The 18,134-nt window shown below is 64.0% G+C and carries 9 protein-coding genes, 2 tRNA genes and 3 rRNA genes; 3 read left to right on the forward strand and 11 right to left on the reverse strand.

The window, feature by feature from the left end; all coding sequences use genetic code 11:
* Positions 1 to 72: 72 nt before the first annotated feature.
* The 10 genes from OG587_RS41985 to OG587_RS42030 all read right to left on the reverse strand — a co-directional run bounded on the left by OG587_RS41985 (position 73) and on the right by OG587_RS42030 (position 16,247).
* Positions 73 to 1,365 carry a bifunctional folylpolyglutamate synthase/dihydrofolate synthase gene (locus OG587_RS41985; RefSeq protein WP_329094172.1) on the reverse strand — a complete coding sequence of 431 codons (1,293 nt, stop codon included), beginning with the start codon at positions 1,363 to 1,365 and terminating at the stop codon, positions 73 to 75.
* Between the two features lie 315 nt (positions 1,366 to 1,680).
* Positions 1,681 to 1,797 (reverse strand): 5S ribosomal RNA (rrf, locus tag OG587_RS41990).
* An 82-nt stretch (positions 1,798 to 1,879) separates the two neighbouring features.
* Positions 1,880 to 5,005: ribosomal RNA gene (locus OG587_RS41995) — 23S ribosomal RNA — on the reverse strand.
* Positions 5,006 to 5,441: 436 nt separating this feature from the next.
* Positions 5,442 to 6,965, reverse strand: a 16S ribosomal RNA gene (locus OG587_RS42000).
* The 16S, 23S and 5S rRNA genes sit together here, the layout of an rRNA operon.
* A 691-nt stretch (positions 6,966 to 7,656) precedes the next feature.
* Positions 7,657 to 10,242 carry a valine--tRNA ligase gene (locus OG587_RS42005; RefSeq protein WP_443075347.1) on the reverse strand — a complete coding sequence of 862 codons (2,586 nt, stop codon included), beginning with the start codon at positions 10,240 to 10,242 and terminating at the stop codon, positions 7,657 to 7,659.
* Between the two features lie 293 nt (positions 10,243 to 10,535).
* Positions 10,536 to 11,816, reverse strand: a complete 1,281-nt coding sequence (gene clpX / locus OG587_RS42010) for an ATP-dependent Clp protease ATP-binding subunit ClpX (RefSeq protein WP_329084422.1) — start codon at positions 11,814 to 11,816, stop codon at positions 10,536 to 10,538.
* Positions 11,817 to 12,008: 192 nt separating this feature from the next.
* Positions 12,009 to 12,653, reverse strand: a complete 645-nt coding sequence (locus OG587_RS42015) for an ATP-dependent Clp protease proteolytic subunit (protein ID WP_326642780.1) — start codon at positions 12,651 to 12,653, stop codon at positions 12,009 to 12,011.
* Between the two features lie 11 nt (positions 12,654 to 12,664).
* On the reverse strand, positions 12,665 to 13,309 hold the full coding sequence (locus OG587_RS42020; RefSeq protein ID WP_443075348.1) for a ClpP family protease: 645 nt from the start codon (positions 13,307 to 13,309) through the stop codon (positions 12,665 to 12,667).
* Between the two features lie 464 nt (positions 13,310 to 13,773).
* On the reverse strand, positions 13,774 to 15,171 hold the full coding sequence (gene tig, locus OG587_RS42025; protein ID WP_329084423.1) for a trigger factor: 1,398 nt from the start codon (positions 15,169 to 15,171) through the stop codon (positions 13,774 to 13,776).
* 209 nt (positions 15,172 to 15,380) lie between these two features.
* Complete coding sequence (locus tag OG587_RS42030; RefSeq protein ID WP_329084424.1) at positions 15,381 to 16,247, reverse strand: helix-turn-helix domain-containing protein; 867 nt, start codon at positions 16,245 to 16,247, stop codon at positions 15,381 to 15,383.
* A gap of 243 nt (positions 16,248 to 16,490) precedes the next feature.
* Here OG587_RS42030 and OG587_RS42035 point away from each other — a divergent pair, with 243 nt between their 5' ends.
* On the forward strand, positions 16,491 to 17,000 hold the full coding sequence (locus OG587_RS42035) for an ATP-binding protein (protein ID WP_329084425.1): 510 nt from the start codon (positions 16,491 to 16,493) through the stop codon (positions 16,998 to 17,000).
* A 163-nt stretch (positions 17,001 to 17,163) separates the two neighbouring features.
* On the opposite strand, the gene OG587_RS42040 is transcribed toward OG587_RS42035, so the two are convergent.
* Positions 17,164 to 17,237 (reverse strand) — tRNA-Pro (locus OG587_RS42040).
* Between the two features lie 89 nt (positions 17,238 to 17,326).
* Between OG587_RS42040 and OG587_RS42045 the strand changes: the two genes are divergently transcribed.
* Positions 17,327 to 17,397 (forward strand) — tRNA-Gly (locus OG587_RS42045).
* A 331-nt stretch (positions 17,398 to 17,728) separates the two neighbouring features.
* On the forward strand, positions 17,729 to 18,121 hold the full coding sequence (locus tag OG587_RS42050; protein WP_329084426.1) for an AraC family transcriptional regulator: 393 nt from the start codon (positions 17,729 to 17,731) through the stop codon (positions 18,119 to 18,121).
* The last annotated feature ends 13 nt before the right edge of the window (positions 18,122 to 18,134 follow it).

Below are 18,134 nucleotides of genomic sequence, written 5' to 3' on the forward strand. Positions count from 1 at the left end.
TCGGCACGTCCTGCCTGCTTACCACGTCTTGTCCGCTCGACACGTTCTGCCTGCTCACCGCGTCTTGTCCGCTCACTGCGCCTCGTCCGCCCTGAGCAGGAGCCGCGCGTCACCGGCGGTCACCACCGACCCGGTGATCAGCACCCCGGCCCCGCTGAACTCGCCCAGGGCGTCGACCATGCCGATCGCCCGATCGATCGCGCTGTCCAGCCTCTCGACCTGGTGCACCCGGTCAAGCCCGAAGATCTCCTCGGCCAGCGCGGCGAGATCGTCCACGTCCATGGACCTCGGTGAGGAGTTCCTCGTCACCACGATCTCGTCCATCATCGGTTCCAGCAGCTCCAGGATGCCCTGGACATCCTTGTCCTCGAACACCGCCACCACGCCGATGAGCTTCGCGAAGTCGAAGGACTCCTGCACGGCGTCCAGGCTGGCCTGTATCCCCGCCGGGTTGTGCGCGGCGTCGACGACCACCGTGGGCCCCCGGCGAACCACCTCGAGCCTGCCGGGCGAGCGCACTTCCAGGAACGCCTGCCGCACCAACTCCGCGTCGAGAGGCTCATCCCCGCCGGTCAGCGCCTCCACCGCGGCCAGCGCACAGGCCGCGTTGCTCGCCTGGTGGGCGCCGTACAGGGGAAGCAGGATGTCCTCGTACGTCCCCTTGAGCCCCTTGAGCCGGATCAACTGCCCGCCGATGGCGAGTTCCCTGCTCAACACGCCGAACTCCAGCCCCTCGCGTGCCACGGTGGCACCGACATCGGCCGCCTGCCTCATCAGCACCGAGGCCGCGGGGAGCTCCTGCTGCGCGAGCACCGCGGTCGCCCCGGGCTTGATGATGCCGGCCTTCTCCCCGGCGATCGTCTCGACGTCGGGCCCGAGATAGTCGACGTGGTCGAGGGAGATGGGCGTGATGACCGCCACGGCACCGTCGGCGACATTGGTGGCGTCGGTGACGCCACCCATTCCCGTCTCTATGACCGCGACGTCCACGGGAGCGTCGGCGAAGGCGGCGAACGCCATCGCGGTGAGGGTCTCGAAGAAGGAGAGCCGCCGCCCCTGGGCGTCGACCATCTCCAGGTACGGCGCGATGTCCTCGTACACCTCGACGAAGCGCTCCTCGCTGAGCGGGGAGCCGTCCACACTGATGCGCTCGCGCATGGAAACGAGGTGGGGGCTGGTGAACCGGCCGACGCGCAGGTTGCGCTCGCGCAGGAGTGCTTCGATCATCCGGGTCGTGCTCGATTTGCCGTTCGTACCGGCCACGTGCACGACGGGATAGGAGTGCTGCGGAGAGCCGAGCAGATCCACGAGCGCGGCGATTCTGTCGAGGCTGGGCTCGAAGTTCCACTCGACACCACGCTGCATGATCGCTTGTTCAACCGCTCGATAGTCCACGTCTCCAGCCTACTGACGTCCTGGGCGGGTCCCGGACAGGCCCGTAAAGGCTGGTGCAACGCGGACCCCGTAACACATAAAACTCCACAGGCCGGAAAATCCAGGCAGGGCAGCCATACCTGGGCGGAGTTCATCGAAGACAGGTCCCATAACCACAGAAAAGGCCTCCGGAAAGCCTGGAGTCCGGAGGTTCTGGAAGTCCGGGAGTCTGGAACGCCGTGGGAAACAGGGGGCCCGGAAAGCACGAAAGCCCCCACCAAAGGTGGGGGCCTACGTGAAACAATTGTCCGGCGGTGACCTACTCTCCCACACCGTCCCCGGTGCAGTACCATCGGCGCTGAAGAGCTTAACTTCCGGGTTCGGAATGTAACCGGGTGTTTCCCCTTCGCCATAACCGCCGTAACCCTATGAAACACACAAACCAATGTTTGTTGTCTCAGAATTGCGTAGTGGACGCGAGCAAAACATGCAAGCACGTTGCTTTGTGGTCAAGTCCTCGGCCTATTAGTACTGGTCAGCTCCACACATTACTGCGCTTCCACTTCCAGCCTATCAACCCGGTCGTCTACCGGGAGCCTTACCCACTCTCATGGTGGGAGACCTCATCTCAAGGCGAGCTTCCCGCTTAGATGCTTTCAGCGGTTATCCCTTCCGAACGTAGCCAACCAGCCGTGCTCCTGGCGGAACAACTGGCACACCAGAGGTTCGTCCGTCCCGGTCCTCTCGTACTAGGGACAGCTCCTTTCAAGTCTCCTGCGCGCGCAGCGGATAGGGACCGAACTGTCTCGCGACGTTCTAAACCCAGCTCGCGTACCGCTTTAATGGGCGAACAGCCCAACCCTTGGGACCTACTCCAGCCCCAGGATGCGACGAGCCGACATCGAGGTGCCAAACCATCCCGTCGATATGGACTCTTGGGGAAGATCAGCCTGTTATCCCCGGGGTACCTTTTAGCCGTTGAGCGACGGCGCTTCCACATGCCACCGCCGGATCACTAGTCCCAGCTTTCGCTCCTGCTCGACCCGTCGGTCTCACAGTCAAGCTCCCTTGTGCACTTACACTCGACACCTGATTGCCAACCAGGCTGAGGGAACCTTTGGGCGCCTCCGTTACTCTTTAGGAGGCAACCGCCCCAGTTAAACTACCCACCAGACACTGTCCCTGATCCGGATCACGGACCGAAGTTAGACGTTCAAAACGACCAGAGTGGTATTTCACCAATGACTCCACCACCACTAGCGTGATAGCTTCACCGTCTCCCACCTATCCTACACAAGACGTTCCAAACGCCAATGTCAAGCTATAGTGAAGGTCCCGGGGTCTTTCCGTCCTGCTGCGCGTAACGAGCATCTTTACTCGTAGTGCAATTTCGCCGGGTCTGCGGTTGAGACAGCGGGGAAGTCGTTACGCCATTCGTGCAGGTCGGAACTTACCCGACAAGGAATTTCGCTACCTTAGGATGGTTATAGTTACCACCGCCGTTTACTGGCGCTTAAGTTCTCAGCTTCGCACACCAAAGTGCACTAACCGGTCCCCTTAACGTTCCAGCACCGGGCAGGCGTCAGTCCGTATACATCGTCTTACGACTTCGCACGGACCTGTGTTTTTAGTAAACAGTCGCTTCCCCCGGCCTCTGCGACCCCCACCAGCTCAGAGCGCGAAGCTCATCACCAGCGAAGGCCCCCCTTCTCCCGAAGTTACGGGGGCAATTTGCCGAGTTCCTTAACCACAGTTCACCCGATCGCCTTAGTATTCTCTACCTGACCACCTGAGTCGGTTTAGGGTACGGGCCGCCACGACACTCACTAGAGGCTTTTCTCGGCAGCATAGGATCACCCACTTCGCCACAATCGGCTCGGCATCACATCTCAGGATACATAAGAGGCGGATTTGCCTACCTCTTTCCCTACATGCTTACCCCAGGACTACCATCGCCTGGGCTGGGCTACCTTCCTGCGTCACCCCATCGCTTACCTACTACCAGTTCAGGCCAGGCGTTCAGTCTCACCCACACCCCGAAGGGCGTTAGGGACTTAAGGACCCTTAGTATCACTGGATTCAGTATTGGCGCATCGTAGCGGGTACGGGAATATCAACCCGTTGTCCATCGACTACGCCTGTCGGCCTCGCCTTAGGTCCCGACTTACCCTGGGCGGATTAGCCTGCCCCAGGAACCCTTGGTCATCCGGCGCAGAAGTTTCTCACTTCTGATTCGCTACTCATGCCTGCATTCTCACTCGCACAGCCTCCACAGCTGGATCACTCCGCTGCTTCCCCGGCCGCACGACGCTCCCCTACCCATCCACACACCTAAACCACAAAGGCTCGGTACATGTGTGAATGCCACGACTTCGGCGGTGTACTTGAGCCCCGCTACATTGTCGGCGCAGAATCACTTGACCAGTGAGCTATTACGCACTCTTTCAAGGGTGGCTGCTTCTAAGCCAACCTCCTGGTTGTCACTGCGACTCCACATCCTTTCCCACTTAGCACACGCTTAGGGGCCTTAGTCGGTGGTCTGGGCTGTTTCCCTCTCGACTACGGAGCTTATCCCCCGCAGTCTCACTGCTACGCTCTCACTTACCGGCATTCGGAGTTTGGCTGACGTCAGTAACCTTGTCGGGCCCATTAGCCATCCAGTGCTCTACCTCCGGCAAGAAACACGTAACGCTGCACCTAAATGCATTTCGGGGAGAACCAGCTATCACGGAGTTTGATTGGCCTTTCACCCCTAAACACAGGTCATCCCCCAGGTTTTCAACCCTGGTGGGTTCGGTCCTCCACGCGGTCTTACCCGCGCTTCAACCTGCCCATGCCTAGATCACTCCGCTTCGGGTCTACAGCATGCGACTCAAACGCCCTATTCAGACTCGCTTTCGCTACGGCTCCCCCACACGGGTTAACCTCGCCACACACCATAACTCGCAGGCTCATTCTTCAAAAGGCACGCAGTCACATCACAAACAAGGCGAACCTCGTTTACGCTCCTACGGCTTGTAGGCACACGGTTTCAGGTACTATTTCACGACCCCTCACCGGGGCGCTTTTCACCTTTCCCTCACGGTACTTGTTCACTATCGGTCATCAGGGAGTATTTAGGCTTACCAGGTGGTCCTGGCAGATTCACACAGGATTTCTCGGGCCCCGTGCTACTTGGGATCCCCTCAAACAGTCCAACCAATTTCGCCTACCCGACTCTCACGGTCTACGGCGCAACTTCCCAGAAGCTTCGACTATCGGAAGGATTTCTAACTGTCTGGAGAAACGGCAGTTCCTCCCAGAGGGTCCCACAACCCCGCAAACGCAACGCCTGCCGGCTATCACACGCCTACGGTTTAGCCTGATCCGCTTTCGCTCACCACTACTCACGGAATCACTATTTGTTTTCTCTTCCTACGGGTACTGAGATGTTTCACTTCCCCGCGTTACCACCAACCGCCCTATACATTCAGGCGGAGGCAACACCACATGACTGGTGCTAGGTTTCCCCATTCGGACATCCCCGGATCAAAGTCTGGTTGGCGACTCCCCGGGGCTTAACGCAGCCTCCCACGTCCTTCATCGGCTCCTGATGCCAAGGCATCCACCGTGTGCCCTAAAAAACTTGGCCACAAAGATGCTCGCGTCCACTATGCAAATCTCAAACAACAAACAGCGACCAAACCCACCCCGCCACCAACACCCACCACCACACACAAAACATGCGCAGCTGTGAACTGGTCTGACAGGAGGTCGGCCCCGCACGAGGCAAAACAGACACCCACCCCGAACCCGGGGCAGGCACCAGGGCCACCACCAACCGGCAGCAGCCCCGAACATGGTCCGTTTCCTCAGGACCCAACAGTGTGTTCGAACCAGCCCAACCCCTGAAACCGTCGTTCCCACTCCCTCCGAAGAGGGCGGTACTAGCCGGCCAGCGACCAAGCCGATCCGAGTAGCCAGTGCTCCACTAATGAGCGTGTCACGCAGGGAACATTCGCCCCTGACCGCGACATAGACCCATCCCACCCAGCCAAGCTGGACGGAAGTGAGCCGGTGCTCCTTAGAAAGGAGGTGATCCAGCCGCACCTTCCGGTACGGCTACCTTGTTACGACTTCGTCCCAATCGCCAGCCCCACCTTCGACCGCTCCCCCCAGACAAGCTGGTTGGGCCACGGGCTTCGGGTGTTGCCGACTTTCGTGACGTGACGGGCGGTGTGTACAAGGCCCGGGAACGTATTCACCGCAGCGTTGCTGATCTGCGATTACTAGCGACTCCGACTTCATGGGGTCGAGTTGCAGACCCCAATCCGAACTGAGACCGGCTTTTAGGGATTCGCTCCACCTTGCGGTATCGCAACCCTCTGTACCGGCCATTGTAGCATGTTTGCAGCCCAAGACATAAGGGGCATGATGACTTGACGTCATCCCCACCTTCCTCCGAGTTGACCCCGGCAGTCTCCAATGAGTCCCCACCACCCCCGAAGGAGCGTGCTGGCAACATTGAACAAGGGTTGCGCTCGTTGCGGGACTTAACCCAACATCTCACGACACGAGCTGACGACAGCCATGCACCACCTGTCACCCAGTCCGAAGAGGCACCCATCTCTGAGTGTTTCCGGGCGATGTCAAGCCTTGGTAAGGTTCTTCGCGTTGCGTCGAATTAAGCAACATGCTCCGCCGCTTGTGCGGGCCCCCGTCAATTCCTTTGAGTTTTAGCCTTGCGGCCGTACTCCCCAGGCGGGGCGCTTAATGCGTTAGCTACGGCGCGGAAACCGTGGAAGGTCCCCACACCTAGCGCCCAACGTTTACAGCGTGGACTACCAGGGTATCTAATCCTGTTCGCTCCCCACGCTTTCGCTCCTCAGCGTCAGGTAAGGCCCAGAGAACCGCCTTCGCCACCGGTGTTCCTCCTGATATCTGCGCATTTCACCGCTACACCAGGAATTCCGTTCTCCCCTACCTACCTCTAGCCAGCCCGTATCGAATGCAGACCTGGAGTTAAGCCCCAAGCTTTCACACCCGACGTGACAAGCCACCTACGAGCTCTTTACGCCCAATAATTCCGGACAACGCTTGCGCCCTACGTATTACCGCGGCTGCTGGCACGTAGTTAGCCGGCGCTTCTTCTGCAGGTACACGTCAACTTCGTCCCTGCTGAAAGAGGTTTACAACCCGAAGGCCGTCATCCCCCACGCGGCGTCGCTGCGTCAGGCTTTCGCCCATTGCGCAATATTCCCCACTGCTGCCTCCCGTAGGAGTCTGGGCCGTGTCTCAGTCCCAGTGTGGCCGGTCGCCCTCTCAGGCCGGCTACCCGTCGTCGCCTTGGTAGGCCATTACCCCACCAACAAGCTGATAGGCCGCGAGTCCATCCCCAACCGAAAAACTTTCCACACACCAACGATGCCGTCATGTGTCATATCCGGTATTAGACCCAGTTTCCCGGGCTTATCCCAGAGTCAGGGGCAGGTTACTCACGTGTTACTCACCCGTTCGCCGCTCGAGTACCCCGAAGGGCCTTTCCGCTCGACTTGCATGTGTTAAGCACGCCGCCAGCGTTCGTCCTGAGCCAGGATCAAACTCTCCAAACAATGTCTGAACAGTCCTTACCCAGCTGAAAGCACCCACCACACATGGTGGATGTAATCAACCAAAGGAATCCATCCCCCACCCGAAAAGAGTGGTAGGACGGGGTTGTGCTTCATGCACTGGCTTTTAACACACTGTTGAGTTCTCAAGAAACGGACGCGTACACCATCACCCTGACCCGACCAACCGGCCGACCAGAACTCCGGGGCGTTCCATTTCGTATTACTATCTTATCGGGAGTGCCGGTTTCGTGTCAAACTGTCGGATTTTCCGACCCTCGACTCGAACCCGCCGAACCCGCTAGGATTTCGACCACCCCGTTTCCAGGGCAACCCCTCTAACTTACTCCAACATCCGGTCGCTGTCCAATCGTACGGACACGCCCGATTTGCCGGGATTTTCAGAAGGGTTCTGCAGGACGTTGCCCTGCATGAAGAACTCTAGCAGCCCCCTAGGGCTGCGATGACCAACTTCCCGGTAAGAACTAGGTCTTCCCTGAGGCGCCAGCCCTCAAACACGAGAACCCGGGGTCAAGAGACCCCGGGTTTTCGTCAAGGCGACCGCCTGGCCGGAACGGTCTTCCTCCCGGTTGTCAGGCCAAGTCCCCGCTTGTCAGGCCAAATCTCTGGTCGTCGGATCGAGTCCCCGATCGTCAGGGCGAGCCCCTGCCGCGAAACTCACGCCTCCGGACGATCAGCCGGCCAGCAGCGACGTCAGCTGGGCGAGCAACCGCTCGATGTCCTGATCGGCCTGTGCGGCACGGGAGCGCACCTTGGTCACCACGTCGTCGGGCGCCTTGGCCATGAACTGCTCGTTGCCGAGCTTCGCGGCGACCTGGGCCGCCTCCTTGCGCGCCACCGCGAGGTCCTTCTCCAGACGCTTGCGCTCGGCGGCCACGTCGATCGTTCCCGCCGTGTCGATCTCCACGGCGATCCCGGCCACGTCAAGGCTGGCGGTCGCGGCGAACGACTCGGACGGCTGGTCGAGCCGGAGCAGCGACCGGATCGCCCCTTCGTGAGGGGCGAGTGCCGTACCGGTGAGAGAGAGCCGCGCGGCGACCCGCTGGCCCGGCTTGAGCCCCTGGTCGGAACGGAACCTGCGCACCTCGGTGATCAATCCCTGCATGGCGAGGATCTCCTCCTCCGCCGAGGGGTCGCGCAGCGACTCCTGGACCGTCGGCCAGGATGCGACCACGATCGACTCCCGCCCGGTGACCGCACGCCACAGTTCCTCGGTGACGAACGGCACCAGGGGGTGGAGCAGGCGGAGCAGCGAGTCGAAGACGTGGCCCAGCACGAGCCGGGTGTGCTCCTGGCCGGAAGCGATCTGGATCTTGGCGAGTTCCACGTACCAGTCGCAGACCTCGTCCCAGGCGAAGTGGTACAGCAGGTCTGAGATCTTGGCGAACTCGAAGTTCTCGAACGCGGTGTCCACCGACGCGGTGATCTCCTGAAGCCGGGAGAGGATCCAGCGGTCGGCGGCGGTCAGCTCCTCGGTCGGGAGTTCACCTGTCACGGCGCCGTTCATCAGCGCGAAGCGGGTGGCGTTCCAAATCTTGTTGCAGAAGTTGCGCGAGCCCCCGGCCCATTCCTCGCTGATCGCCACGTCGGAGCCGGGGTTGGCGCCGCGCAGCAGCGTGAAGCGGGTGGCGTCGGCGCCGAAGCGCTCGACCCAGTCGAGCGGATCGACGACGTTGCCGAACGACTTCGACATCTTCTTGCCGTACTGGTCGCGGACCATGCCGTGCAACGCCACGGTCCGGAACGGCGGCTCGCCGTCCATGGCGTAGATGCCGAACATCATCATCCGGGCGACCCAGAAGAACAGGATGTCGTAGCCGGTCACCAGGACGGAGGTCGGGTAGAACTTCGCCAGCTCCGGCGTCTTGTCCGGCCAGCCGAGGGTGGAGAACGGCCAGAGCCCCGAGGAGAACCAGGTGTCGAGGACGTCGGGGTCCTGGACGTAGCCCGCGGGCGCCTGCTCGTCGGGGCCGACGCAGACCACCTCTCCATCCGGGCCGTACCAGACCGGGATGCGATGTCCCCACCACAGCTGCCGGGAGATACACCAGTCGTGCATGTCGTCGACCCAGTCGAAGTAGCGCTTGGCCAGCTCCGGCGGGTGGATCTTCGTCCGGCCGTCGCGGACCGCGTCGCCGGCCGCCTTCGCCAGCGGCGAGACGTTGACGAACCACTGGAGCGAGAGCCGGGGCTCGACCACGGTCTTGCAGCGCGAGCAGTGCCCGACCGAGTGGAGGTAGGGGCGCTTCTCCGTGACGATCCGGCCCTCCGCACGGAGCGCGGCCACCACAGCGGGCCTGGCCTCGAAGCGGTCGAGACCCTGGAACGGGCCGTGTGCGGTGACCACCCCCCGCTCGTCCATGATGGTCAAGGACGGCAGCGAGTGGCGCCGGCCGATCTCGAAGTCGTTCGGGTCGTGCGCCGGGGTGACCTTGACCGCTCCGGTGCCGAAGGCGGGGTCGACGTGCTCGTCGGCGACGATCGGGATGCGGCGCCCGGTGAGCGGCAGCTCCACCTCGCGGCCGATCAGGTGCGCGTAGCGCTCGTCGGAGGGGTGCACGGCCACGGCGGTGTCGCCGAGCATCGTCTCCGCCCGGGTGGTGGCGACCACGATGGAGTCGTCACCGTCGCCGTAGCGGATCGAGACGAGCTCGCCCTCGTCCTCGCTGTGCTCGACCTCGATGTCCGACAGCGCGGTCAGGCAGCGCGGGCACCAGTTGATGATGCGCTCGGCGCGGTAGATGAGCCCGTCGTCGAAGAGCTTCTTGAAGATCGTCTGAACGGCCCGAGAAAGGCCGGGGTCCATGGTGAAGCGCTCGCGCGACCAGTCGACACCGTCGCCGAGCTTCTTCATCTGGCCGAGGATCCGGCCCCCGGACTCCTCCTTCCACTGCCAGACGCGCTCGACGAACGCCTCGCGACCGAGGTCGTGCCGGGACAGGCCGTCCTTGGCGATCTCGCGCTCGACGACGTTCTGGGTGGCGATGCCGGCGTGGTCCATGCCGGGCAGCCAGAGCGTCTCCTGGCCGCGCATGCGGGCGCGACGGGTCAGCGCGTCCTGGATGGAGTGGTCGAGGGCGTGGCCGATGTGCAGGACACCGGTCACGTTCGGCGGGGGCAGGACGATGCTGTACGGCTCGCGCTCACTGCTCGGGTCGGCGGTGAAGTGCCCCTCCGATACCCAGCGCTCGTAGCTCCGGGTCTCCACGTCGGCGGGTGCGTACTGGGTAGGCAGCTCTGGCGTCGTCACGATGCCCAAGTCTAGGGATGTCCGCGTGTTCCCTGTCCCACGGACCGTCCTATGGATCACTTCTCCCGTGACTTCTTCCGTCGGGCGAGACGATCCCCTCCCCCGGCGGAAACCGGCGATCGGCGGCGAACGCCGACGAACATGGGGCGGAGAGCGGCGGATACGGACGAGGACCGGCGGGGCATCGGCGGACCACCAGTAGCCATTGACAGGAACCGGACAGCCGGAAACGGCGGCGCCCCCCGCGGGAGAACCCGTGGGGGGCGCCGGTCGTGCGAACCAGAAGCGGTTCGCGCGGGATTCTAGGCCGACTTCTCGCGCGGCGGCCGCTGCTGCTTGTTGAGCTGGTCACGCGGGACGAGCGTGGGATTGACGTGCTCCAGGACCGACTCGCGGGTGATGACCACACGTGCCACGTCCTGCCGCGACGGCACCTCGTACATCACCGAGAGGAGGACCTCCTCCAGGATCGCCCGCAGGCCGCGGGCGCCGGTGCCGCGCAGGATCGCCTGGTCGGCGATGGCCTCCAGCGCGTCGTCGGTGAACTCGAGCTCGACGTTGTCCAGCTCGAACAGGCGGCGGTACTGCTTGACGAGGGCGTTGCGCGGCTCGGTGAGGATCTGGATGAGCGCCTCGCGGTCGAGGTTGTGAACGCTCGTGATCACCGGGAGCCGGCCGACGAACTCGGGGATCATGCCGAACTTCAGCAGGTCCTCGGGCATGACGTTCTCGAAGATGTCGGCGCCGTCGATGTCTTCCTTGGAGCGGATGATCGCGTTGAAACCGATGCCCTTGCGGCCGACCCGGGACTCGATGATCTTTTCGAGACCGGCGAAGGCCCCACCGCAGATGAACAGCACGTTGGTGGTGTCGATCTGGATGAACTCCTGATGCGGGTGCTTGCGGCCACCCTGCGGCGGCACGCTCGCGGTCGTGCCCTCCAGGATCTTCAGCAGGGCCTGTTGCACGCCCTCGCCGGAGACGTCCCTGGTGATCGACGGATTCTCGCTCTTGCGGGCGATCTTGTCGACCTCGTCGATGTAGATGATGCCGGTCTCGGCCTTCTTGACGTCGTAGTCGGCGGCCTGGATCAGCTTGAGCAGTATGTTCTCGACGTCCTCGCCCACGTAGCCCGCCTCCGTCAGGGCGGTGGCGTCGGCGATGGCGAACGGAACGTTCAGCATCTTCGCCAACGTCTGGGCGAGCAGTGTCTTGCCGGAACCGGTGGGGCCCAGGAGCAGGATGTTGGACTTGGACAGCTCGATGCCGTCGTCACGCCCGCGCTCGCCGGACTGCACCCGCTTGTAGTGGTTGTAGACCGCTACGGAGAGAGCCTTCTTCGCCTGGTCCTGACCGATGACGTAGGCGTCGAGGAATTCGTAGATCTCCCTCGGCTTGGGAAGGCTGTCCCACTTGAGCTCAGAGGACTCGCTGAGCTCCTCCTCGATGATCTCGTTGCAGAGGTCGATGCACTCGTCGCAGATGTATACGCCGGGTCCGGCGATGAGCTTCTTGACTTGCTTCTGGCTCTTTCCACAGAAAGAACACTTCAGCAGGTCTCCCCCGTCGCCGATGCGTGCCACCCCAGATACTCCTTTGCGTGGGACCGCCCTGGCTACCGCGGTCCGTTTCTTCCGACCGGCCCGATACCCGATCGAAAAGTCATCCCGCTTAGGTTTCGACGTTACCGTCTTCTGAGCCCTCAGTGAGCCCCCTAGCGGCGAGTCGCACCGGAACGTGCCTGATTCGGCACGGTTCCGGTGCGATATGCCTCGTTAGGAGGCTACGGCCTTCGCGAGTTTCTTGCGGGACGGGATGATGTCGTCGATCAGCCCGTACTCCTTGGCCTCGACGGCGTCGAGGATCTTGTCCCGCTCGATGTCCTTGCGGACCGCCTCCGGTGCCCTGCCCGAGTGCTGAGCGATGATCGTCTCCATTTGCGCGCGCATCCTGAGGATCTCACGCGCCTGGATCTCGATGTCGCTTCCCTGGCCGCCACCCTCGGTGGAGGGCTGGTGGATCAGCATCCGGGCGTTCGGCAGGGCGAAGCGCTTGCCCGGCGTGCCGCCGGCCAGCAGGACCGCCGCCGCCGAGGCCGCCTGGCCCAGGCAGACCGTCTGGATCTCCGGCCGGACGAACTGCATCGTGTCGTAGATCGCCGTCATGGCGGTGAACGAACCGCCCGGCGAGTTGATGTAGATGCTGATGTCACGGTCGGGGTCGAGCGACTCCAGGGTCAGCAACTGCGCCATGACGTCGTTGGCCGACGCGTCGTCCACCTGCACGCCGAGGAAGATGATGCGGTCCTCGAAGAGCTTGGCGTACGGGTTCATCTCCCGCATGCCGTAGGACGTGCGTTCGGTGAAGGACGGAAGAACGTAGCGGCCGTTGATGTCTCCCGGCCGGATCAACTCACTCACCTTGTGCCCCTTCAGGAGACGGCGCCCGAGGAGGGCACCTGTCGAGCGCTGCGCACGACCTGGTCGATGAAGCCGTAGTCCTTGGCCTCCTCGGCCGTGAACCAGCGGTCGCGGTCGGAGTCGGCCTCGATCTGCTCGAGGTTCTGACCGGTGTGGAACGCGATGCGCTCAGCGAGGGTCTTCTTGACGTAGAGCATCTGCTCCGCCTGGATGGCGATGTCGGCGGCGGTGCCGCCGATGCCACCGGAAGGCTGGTGCATCATGATGCGGGCGTGCGGCAGGGCGTATCGCTTGCCCCGCTCGCCGGCGCAGAGGAGGAACTGGCCCATGGAGGCGGCCAGACCCATCGCGACCGTGCACACATCGTTAGGCACGTATTCCATCATGTCGTAAATCGCCATACCAGCGGTTACGGAACCGCCTGGCGAGTTGATGTAGAGCCAGATATCGCGCTCTGAGTCGTCCGCGGCGAGCAGAAGCAGCTCGGCGCAGATCCGGTTGGCGATCTCGTCGTTGACCTGGGTGCCCAGCACGATGATGCGCTCACGCAGCAGCCGCTGGTAGAGCTGGTCTTCGAGCCTGAACGAGCCGTTCGGCTGGCTCATCGACTCGGGCCCGGAGCCGGTCGGCTGGTAGAAGGTCGGCGGGCTGGTCACAGCGTCACCTTCCGATGCGTCGTAATCGATTGGCTTTGCTTGTGACCTTAACGCGCGCCACCTACCGGACATGCCGCCTCAACGCACTGTTCGCTGACGGCGCATGCTGCCCGCCGTCTCCCCACCACGTCCGGAACCCCCCGCCGCGCACCCCGGCGAAGGCTCCGAAGCCGGAGCCCGTACGGCGTGTCGCGGCTCGCGGGGGGTGAGGCGGGCCCCGAAGAGGGACACGTACCGCGCAGGTGGGATCACCGGAGGTGCCGGCGGCTCTCAGAGGGCCCAGGAACCCGCGAGGTCCCCCGGGAGGACGGAGGGCCGGAGGGATTCCGGAGGCCTTCAGGCGCCGCTCTGCGGCACGCTCACCACCACCCGGAAGACGAAGACGCCCCCGTCGCGAGGAACGCGGCGGGGGCGTCGGGCGGCGGGGGTGCCGGGCGAACCCGGCGTCTCCCGCTCGGCCGGGACTACTTGGCGACCTCGACCTCGTCGGCCTTGTCGGCCTCGACGGCTTCGGCGGCCTCCTCGGAGACCTCCTCGCCGTTGATCTCGGTGTAGATGGCCTTGAGGTCGACCTCGTTGCCGGCCTCGTCGACCACCTTGGCGGCGTCGCCGACGACGGTCTTGGCCTTGTCGCGGACGATCTCGACCATGGCCAGCGTGAGCTGGTCGTTGTCGGCGAGGTGCTGGGCCAGCGTGTTGGGCGCGACGTTCATCTGCATGGCGCGGCGCACCACGAAGTTGGTCAGCTCCTGCTCGCTGACGCCGAGGTCCTCGCTCTTGACGATCTTGTCAAGGACGAAGCCCGTCTTGAGGGCCTTGGCGGCGCTCTCGTCGAACTCCGCGAGGCGCTCCTCCTCGGTGGTCTGGTAGAGGCGGAAGTACGCCTCCTTGCTCAGGCCACTGTCGGCGATCTGGTGCTCGAGGTTGTGCTTGCGGTTGTCGACCTCGACCTTGAGCGCGCTCTCGGGCAGCGGAATGTCGATCTTGCCGAGCAGGGCGTCGAGGGCGTTCTCGCGGGCCTGGACGACCTGGTCGATCAGCTTGTTGCGGCGGGCCGTCTCGCTGATGCTCGCCTTGAGCTCGTCGAGGGTGTCGAACTCGCTGGCGAGCTGGGCGAACTCGTCGTCGAGCTCGGGGAGGACCTTCTCCTTGACGCTCTTGACGGTGATGGTGACCACGGCCTCCTCGCCGGCGTTCTCGCCGCCGACCAGGTTGGTGGTGAACTCCTTGGTCTCACCCGCGGACAGGCCGGCCAGGGCGTCGTCCAGCCCCTGCAGCACCGAGCCGGCGCCGACCTCGTAGGAGACGTCGTTGGCCTGCTGCTCCTCGATGTTGGCGCCGTCGATCGCGGCGGCCAGGTCCATGACGACGAAGTCGCCGGAGGCCGCGGGACGCTCGACGCCGGTCAGCGTGGCGAAACGCTGGCGCAGGCCGTCCAGCTGCTCGTCGATGTCCTTGTCGGAGACCTCGGAGACCGGGACGGTCACCTCGATGCCCTGGTAGTCGGGGACGTCGAAGCCGGGGCGGACGTCCACCTCGGCGGTGAACTCGACCTGCTGGCCGTCCTCGATCTTGGTGACCTCGATCTCCGGCTGGCTGACCGGGAAGATATCGCTCTCGTCGACGGCCCGGCCGTACAGCTTGGGCACCGCGTCGTTGAGGGTCTCCTCCAGCACCACCGCGCGGCCGAACCGCTGCTCGATGATGCGGGCCGGAACCTTGCCGGGGCGGAATCCGGGCACGCGCACCTGCTGCGCGACCTTCTTGTACGCCGCCTGCAGGCTCTCGCCGAGCTCCTCGAACGGCACCTCGACGGTAAGCCTTACCCGGGTCGGGCTGAGCTCCTCCACAGCGGTCTTCACGGGGTCGTCTCCTTGATCAAGCTTTGAGTGATCGCGGGCGCGTCAGGTCGTAACGGCTACCGCGGCAAGCTCGCGCGCCGCGCCCACATGAGCGGCACCTGGCACAGCCGTCGAGACACGCGAGATTAGGGCATGCTCCACAGCGGCGGGTGTTCAGCGCCGCTGGCCAGTCTAGGGCAGAGCGGCACCATGGAGCGACCAATGGCCGCTCAGTCCTCCTTGATGATCCGCCGCAGAATGTCGTTCGTCTCCCCGGGCGTGGTGCTGACCGCGCACAACCGCTCCATGACCTCGCTGTAGCGGTCGACGTCCTCGCGCTTGTCCAGGTAGAGGGCGCTGGCCAGTTGTTCCACGTAGACGACGTCGGGGAGCTCGTTGTCGTTGAAGCGGAGCACGCTGAAGGCCCCGCCCTCCGCGCTGTGGCCGCCGAAGCTGAAGGGCATGACCTGGATCGTGATGTTCGGCTGCCGCATGAGGTCGAGCAGGTGCTCCAGCTGGGCGCGCATGACGTCCGCGCCGCCGATGGGACGCCGCAGCGCGGCCTCGTCGATGACGGCCCAGAAGAACGGGCCGTCCGGCCGGCCGAGCACCTGCTGGCGCTGCATCCGCAGATCGACGCGGCGGGCGATCTCCTCGGGCGAGACGCCGGCGCTCCCCGCGGTGATGACCGCCCTGGCGTACTCCTTCGTCTGCAGCAGGCCGGGCACGAACTGCACCTCGTAGGTGCGGATCCGGGAGGCCGCCTCCTCGAGGCCCACGTACGTCTGGAACCACGAGGGCAGCAGGTCGTTGAACCGGTGCCACCAGCCGGGCTCGTTGGCCCTGAGCAGCAGATCCATCACCGCCGACCGGGCGCGCTCGTCCTCCACCCCGTAGAAGGTGAGCAGGTCCGCCACGTCGCGTTCCCTCAGGCCCACCCGGCCGAGCTCCATCCTGCTGATCTTGGATTCGGATCCGCGGATCAGGTGGCCCGCCTCCTCGCGCGTGAGCCCCTTGGCCTCGCGCAGGCGACGCAGTTGGGAGCCTAAGAGGATACGCAGAGCTGTGGGACCCGATCCCGGTTGAACCTGCGTCACTTCGCCTCCCTCTGTACTTGGGCCAGCGCACACAGTGTCACTACTTCCGGCCGCTATGACAAGGTCTCAACTCCCTGCCCAATTCGCCAAGTCGCCGTCCTAACCGCCCATGCGGCTGCACATTGCAACTGCACGTGCATTTGGGTCTTGCAGCAGACGTTCCGGTGACCCATGATGGCTTAGTGCATATTGGGCTTATGGTGCACAAGCTCTGAAAACTCTCAAGTGGTACGGAGACTCACGATGACAGCGGGAGGTACCGGCAGGATGGTGGAGGAGCCAAAATCGGCTGCCGACTACCTGCAGGCGACCCGCCAGGTGAGCTTTGACGAGCTGCTGGAGGCCAACCACTCCGGTGCCACGGCGTGCCCCCTGCCCAGCCAGGCCGACTCGGTGAAGACCGCCCGGGACGTGACCCGCTCGACGCTCCACGACTGGGGACTGGCGGAGCTCAGCGATGACGCAGCGCTAGTGGTTTCGGAACTCGTCACCAACGCGGTCCGTTACGCGCTGTGTCCGCCCAGCCAGATGGAGATCACCCCGATCACGCTCGTCCTGGTGCACCTCTCCCCGCACGTGCTCCTGGCCGTGACTGACCCGAGCGACGAGATTCCGACCCCCAAGGAGCCCGACTTCGTCTCGGAGAACGGCCGGGGCCTCTACATCGTGGAGACCTACAGCCAGGGCTGGGGCTGGGATCACCTCAACTGCGGCGGCAAGGCCGTCTGGGCCTTCTTCAGTCCCCGCCACTGACGATCACGCCACAGCGGGACCGTTCCCGTACGGGCCTCTCGGCCCACATCCCGCGCCAAGGGCACCGAAGGCCTCGTGTGTCTCGCGCGCCCCGCGCGGCGCGGAGCCCCGCCCGCCGCGACCAAAAAACCGGGCACCGGTCGGAACCGATGCCCGGCACACGTCGGGGTGACAGGATTTGAACCTGCGGCCCCCTGCTCCCAAAGCAGGTGCGCTACCAAACTGCGCCACACCCCGGTAAGTCGAGTGCGCGCACGCTCCGGAACTCCGGTACGCTTACGCCCTGACGAACGGATGAAGTCTAGACCAGACTGACGCCGGCTCGTGCGGACGTAGCTCAATGGTAGAGCCCCAGTCTTCCAAACTGGCTACGCGGGTTCGATTCCCGTCGTCCGCTCAGAATGGCAAAAGGCCAGGTCAACCAGCATATGGTTGACCTGGCCTTTTGGATTTCCCACGCTCGTATCGGGCTTCCATGCCATCCGCGTGCCACTAACTTTCTTTTTTTCTTTTCCTCGCGCCGCCGCCAGCACCTCGCGTGGCGCCGCGGGGACGACTTCGTCCCGGTCCCGGCTCGCGTGTCGGCGGACGGGCGCCACCCGCGCGAAGGCGTGTTCCCCCGCGGGACGTCGGCTCTTCGAGGCCCACCCCGTCGGCCACGGTCACGGGAACCGTCGTGGAGGGGCGGAGCGCTCACGAGCGGCGGAGAACCGTGGTGTGATGGCGCTGTGAGCCGCGCCGTGGAGGAGAGCAACCGCCGCATGCTTCGGGCGCGGGACGCGATGGACCGCGCCTACGCGCAGCCGCTGGACGTCCCGGCCCTGGCCCGGATCGCCCATGTGTCGGAGGCGCACTTCACCCGCACCTTCCGGGCCACGTTCGGCGAGACGCCGCACCGCTATCTACAGCGCCGCCGGGTCGAGCGCGCGATGTTCCTGCTGCGGGAGACCGGCCACAGCGTGACGGACATCTGCTTCCGGGTCGGCTTCGGCAGTCCGGGAACCTTCAGCCGCACGTTCCGCGACATCGTCGGCCGGTCGCCGAGGACGTACCGCAGGGAGGCGACGGCCATGAGCGTGCCGACGTGCTTCACGATGGCGTGGACGCGACCGAGCGACTGACCGTTCGTACTGT

It is taken from the genome of Streptosporangium sp. NBC_01469, from assembly GCF_036227305.1.
Classification (GTDB): domain Bacteria; phylum Actinomycetota; class Actinomycetes; order Streptosporangiales; family Streptosporangiaceae; genus Streptosporangium.

What these genes read in the sequence shown, in the direction of transcription:
- OG587_RS42035 (WP_329084425.1), top strand. Translation starts at nt 16,491, where the DNA reads ATGACAGCGGGAGGTACCGGCAGGATGGTGGAGGAGCCAAAATCGGCT.
- OG587_RS41985 (WP_329094172.1), bottom strand. Translation starts at nt 1,365, where the DNA reads ATGCAGCGTGGTGTCGAGTGGAACTTCGAGCCCAGCCTCGACAGAATC.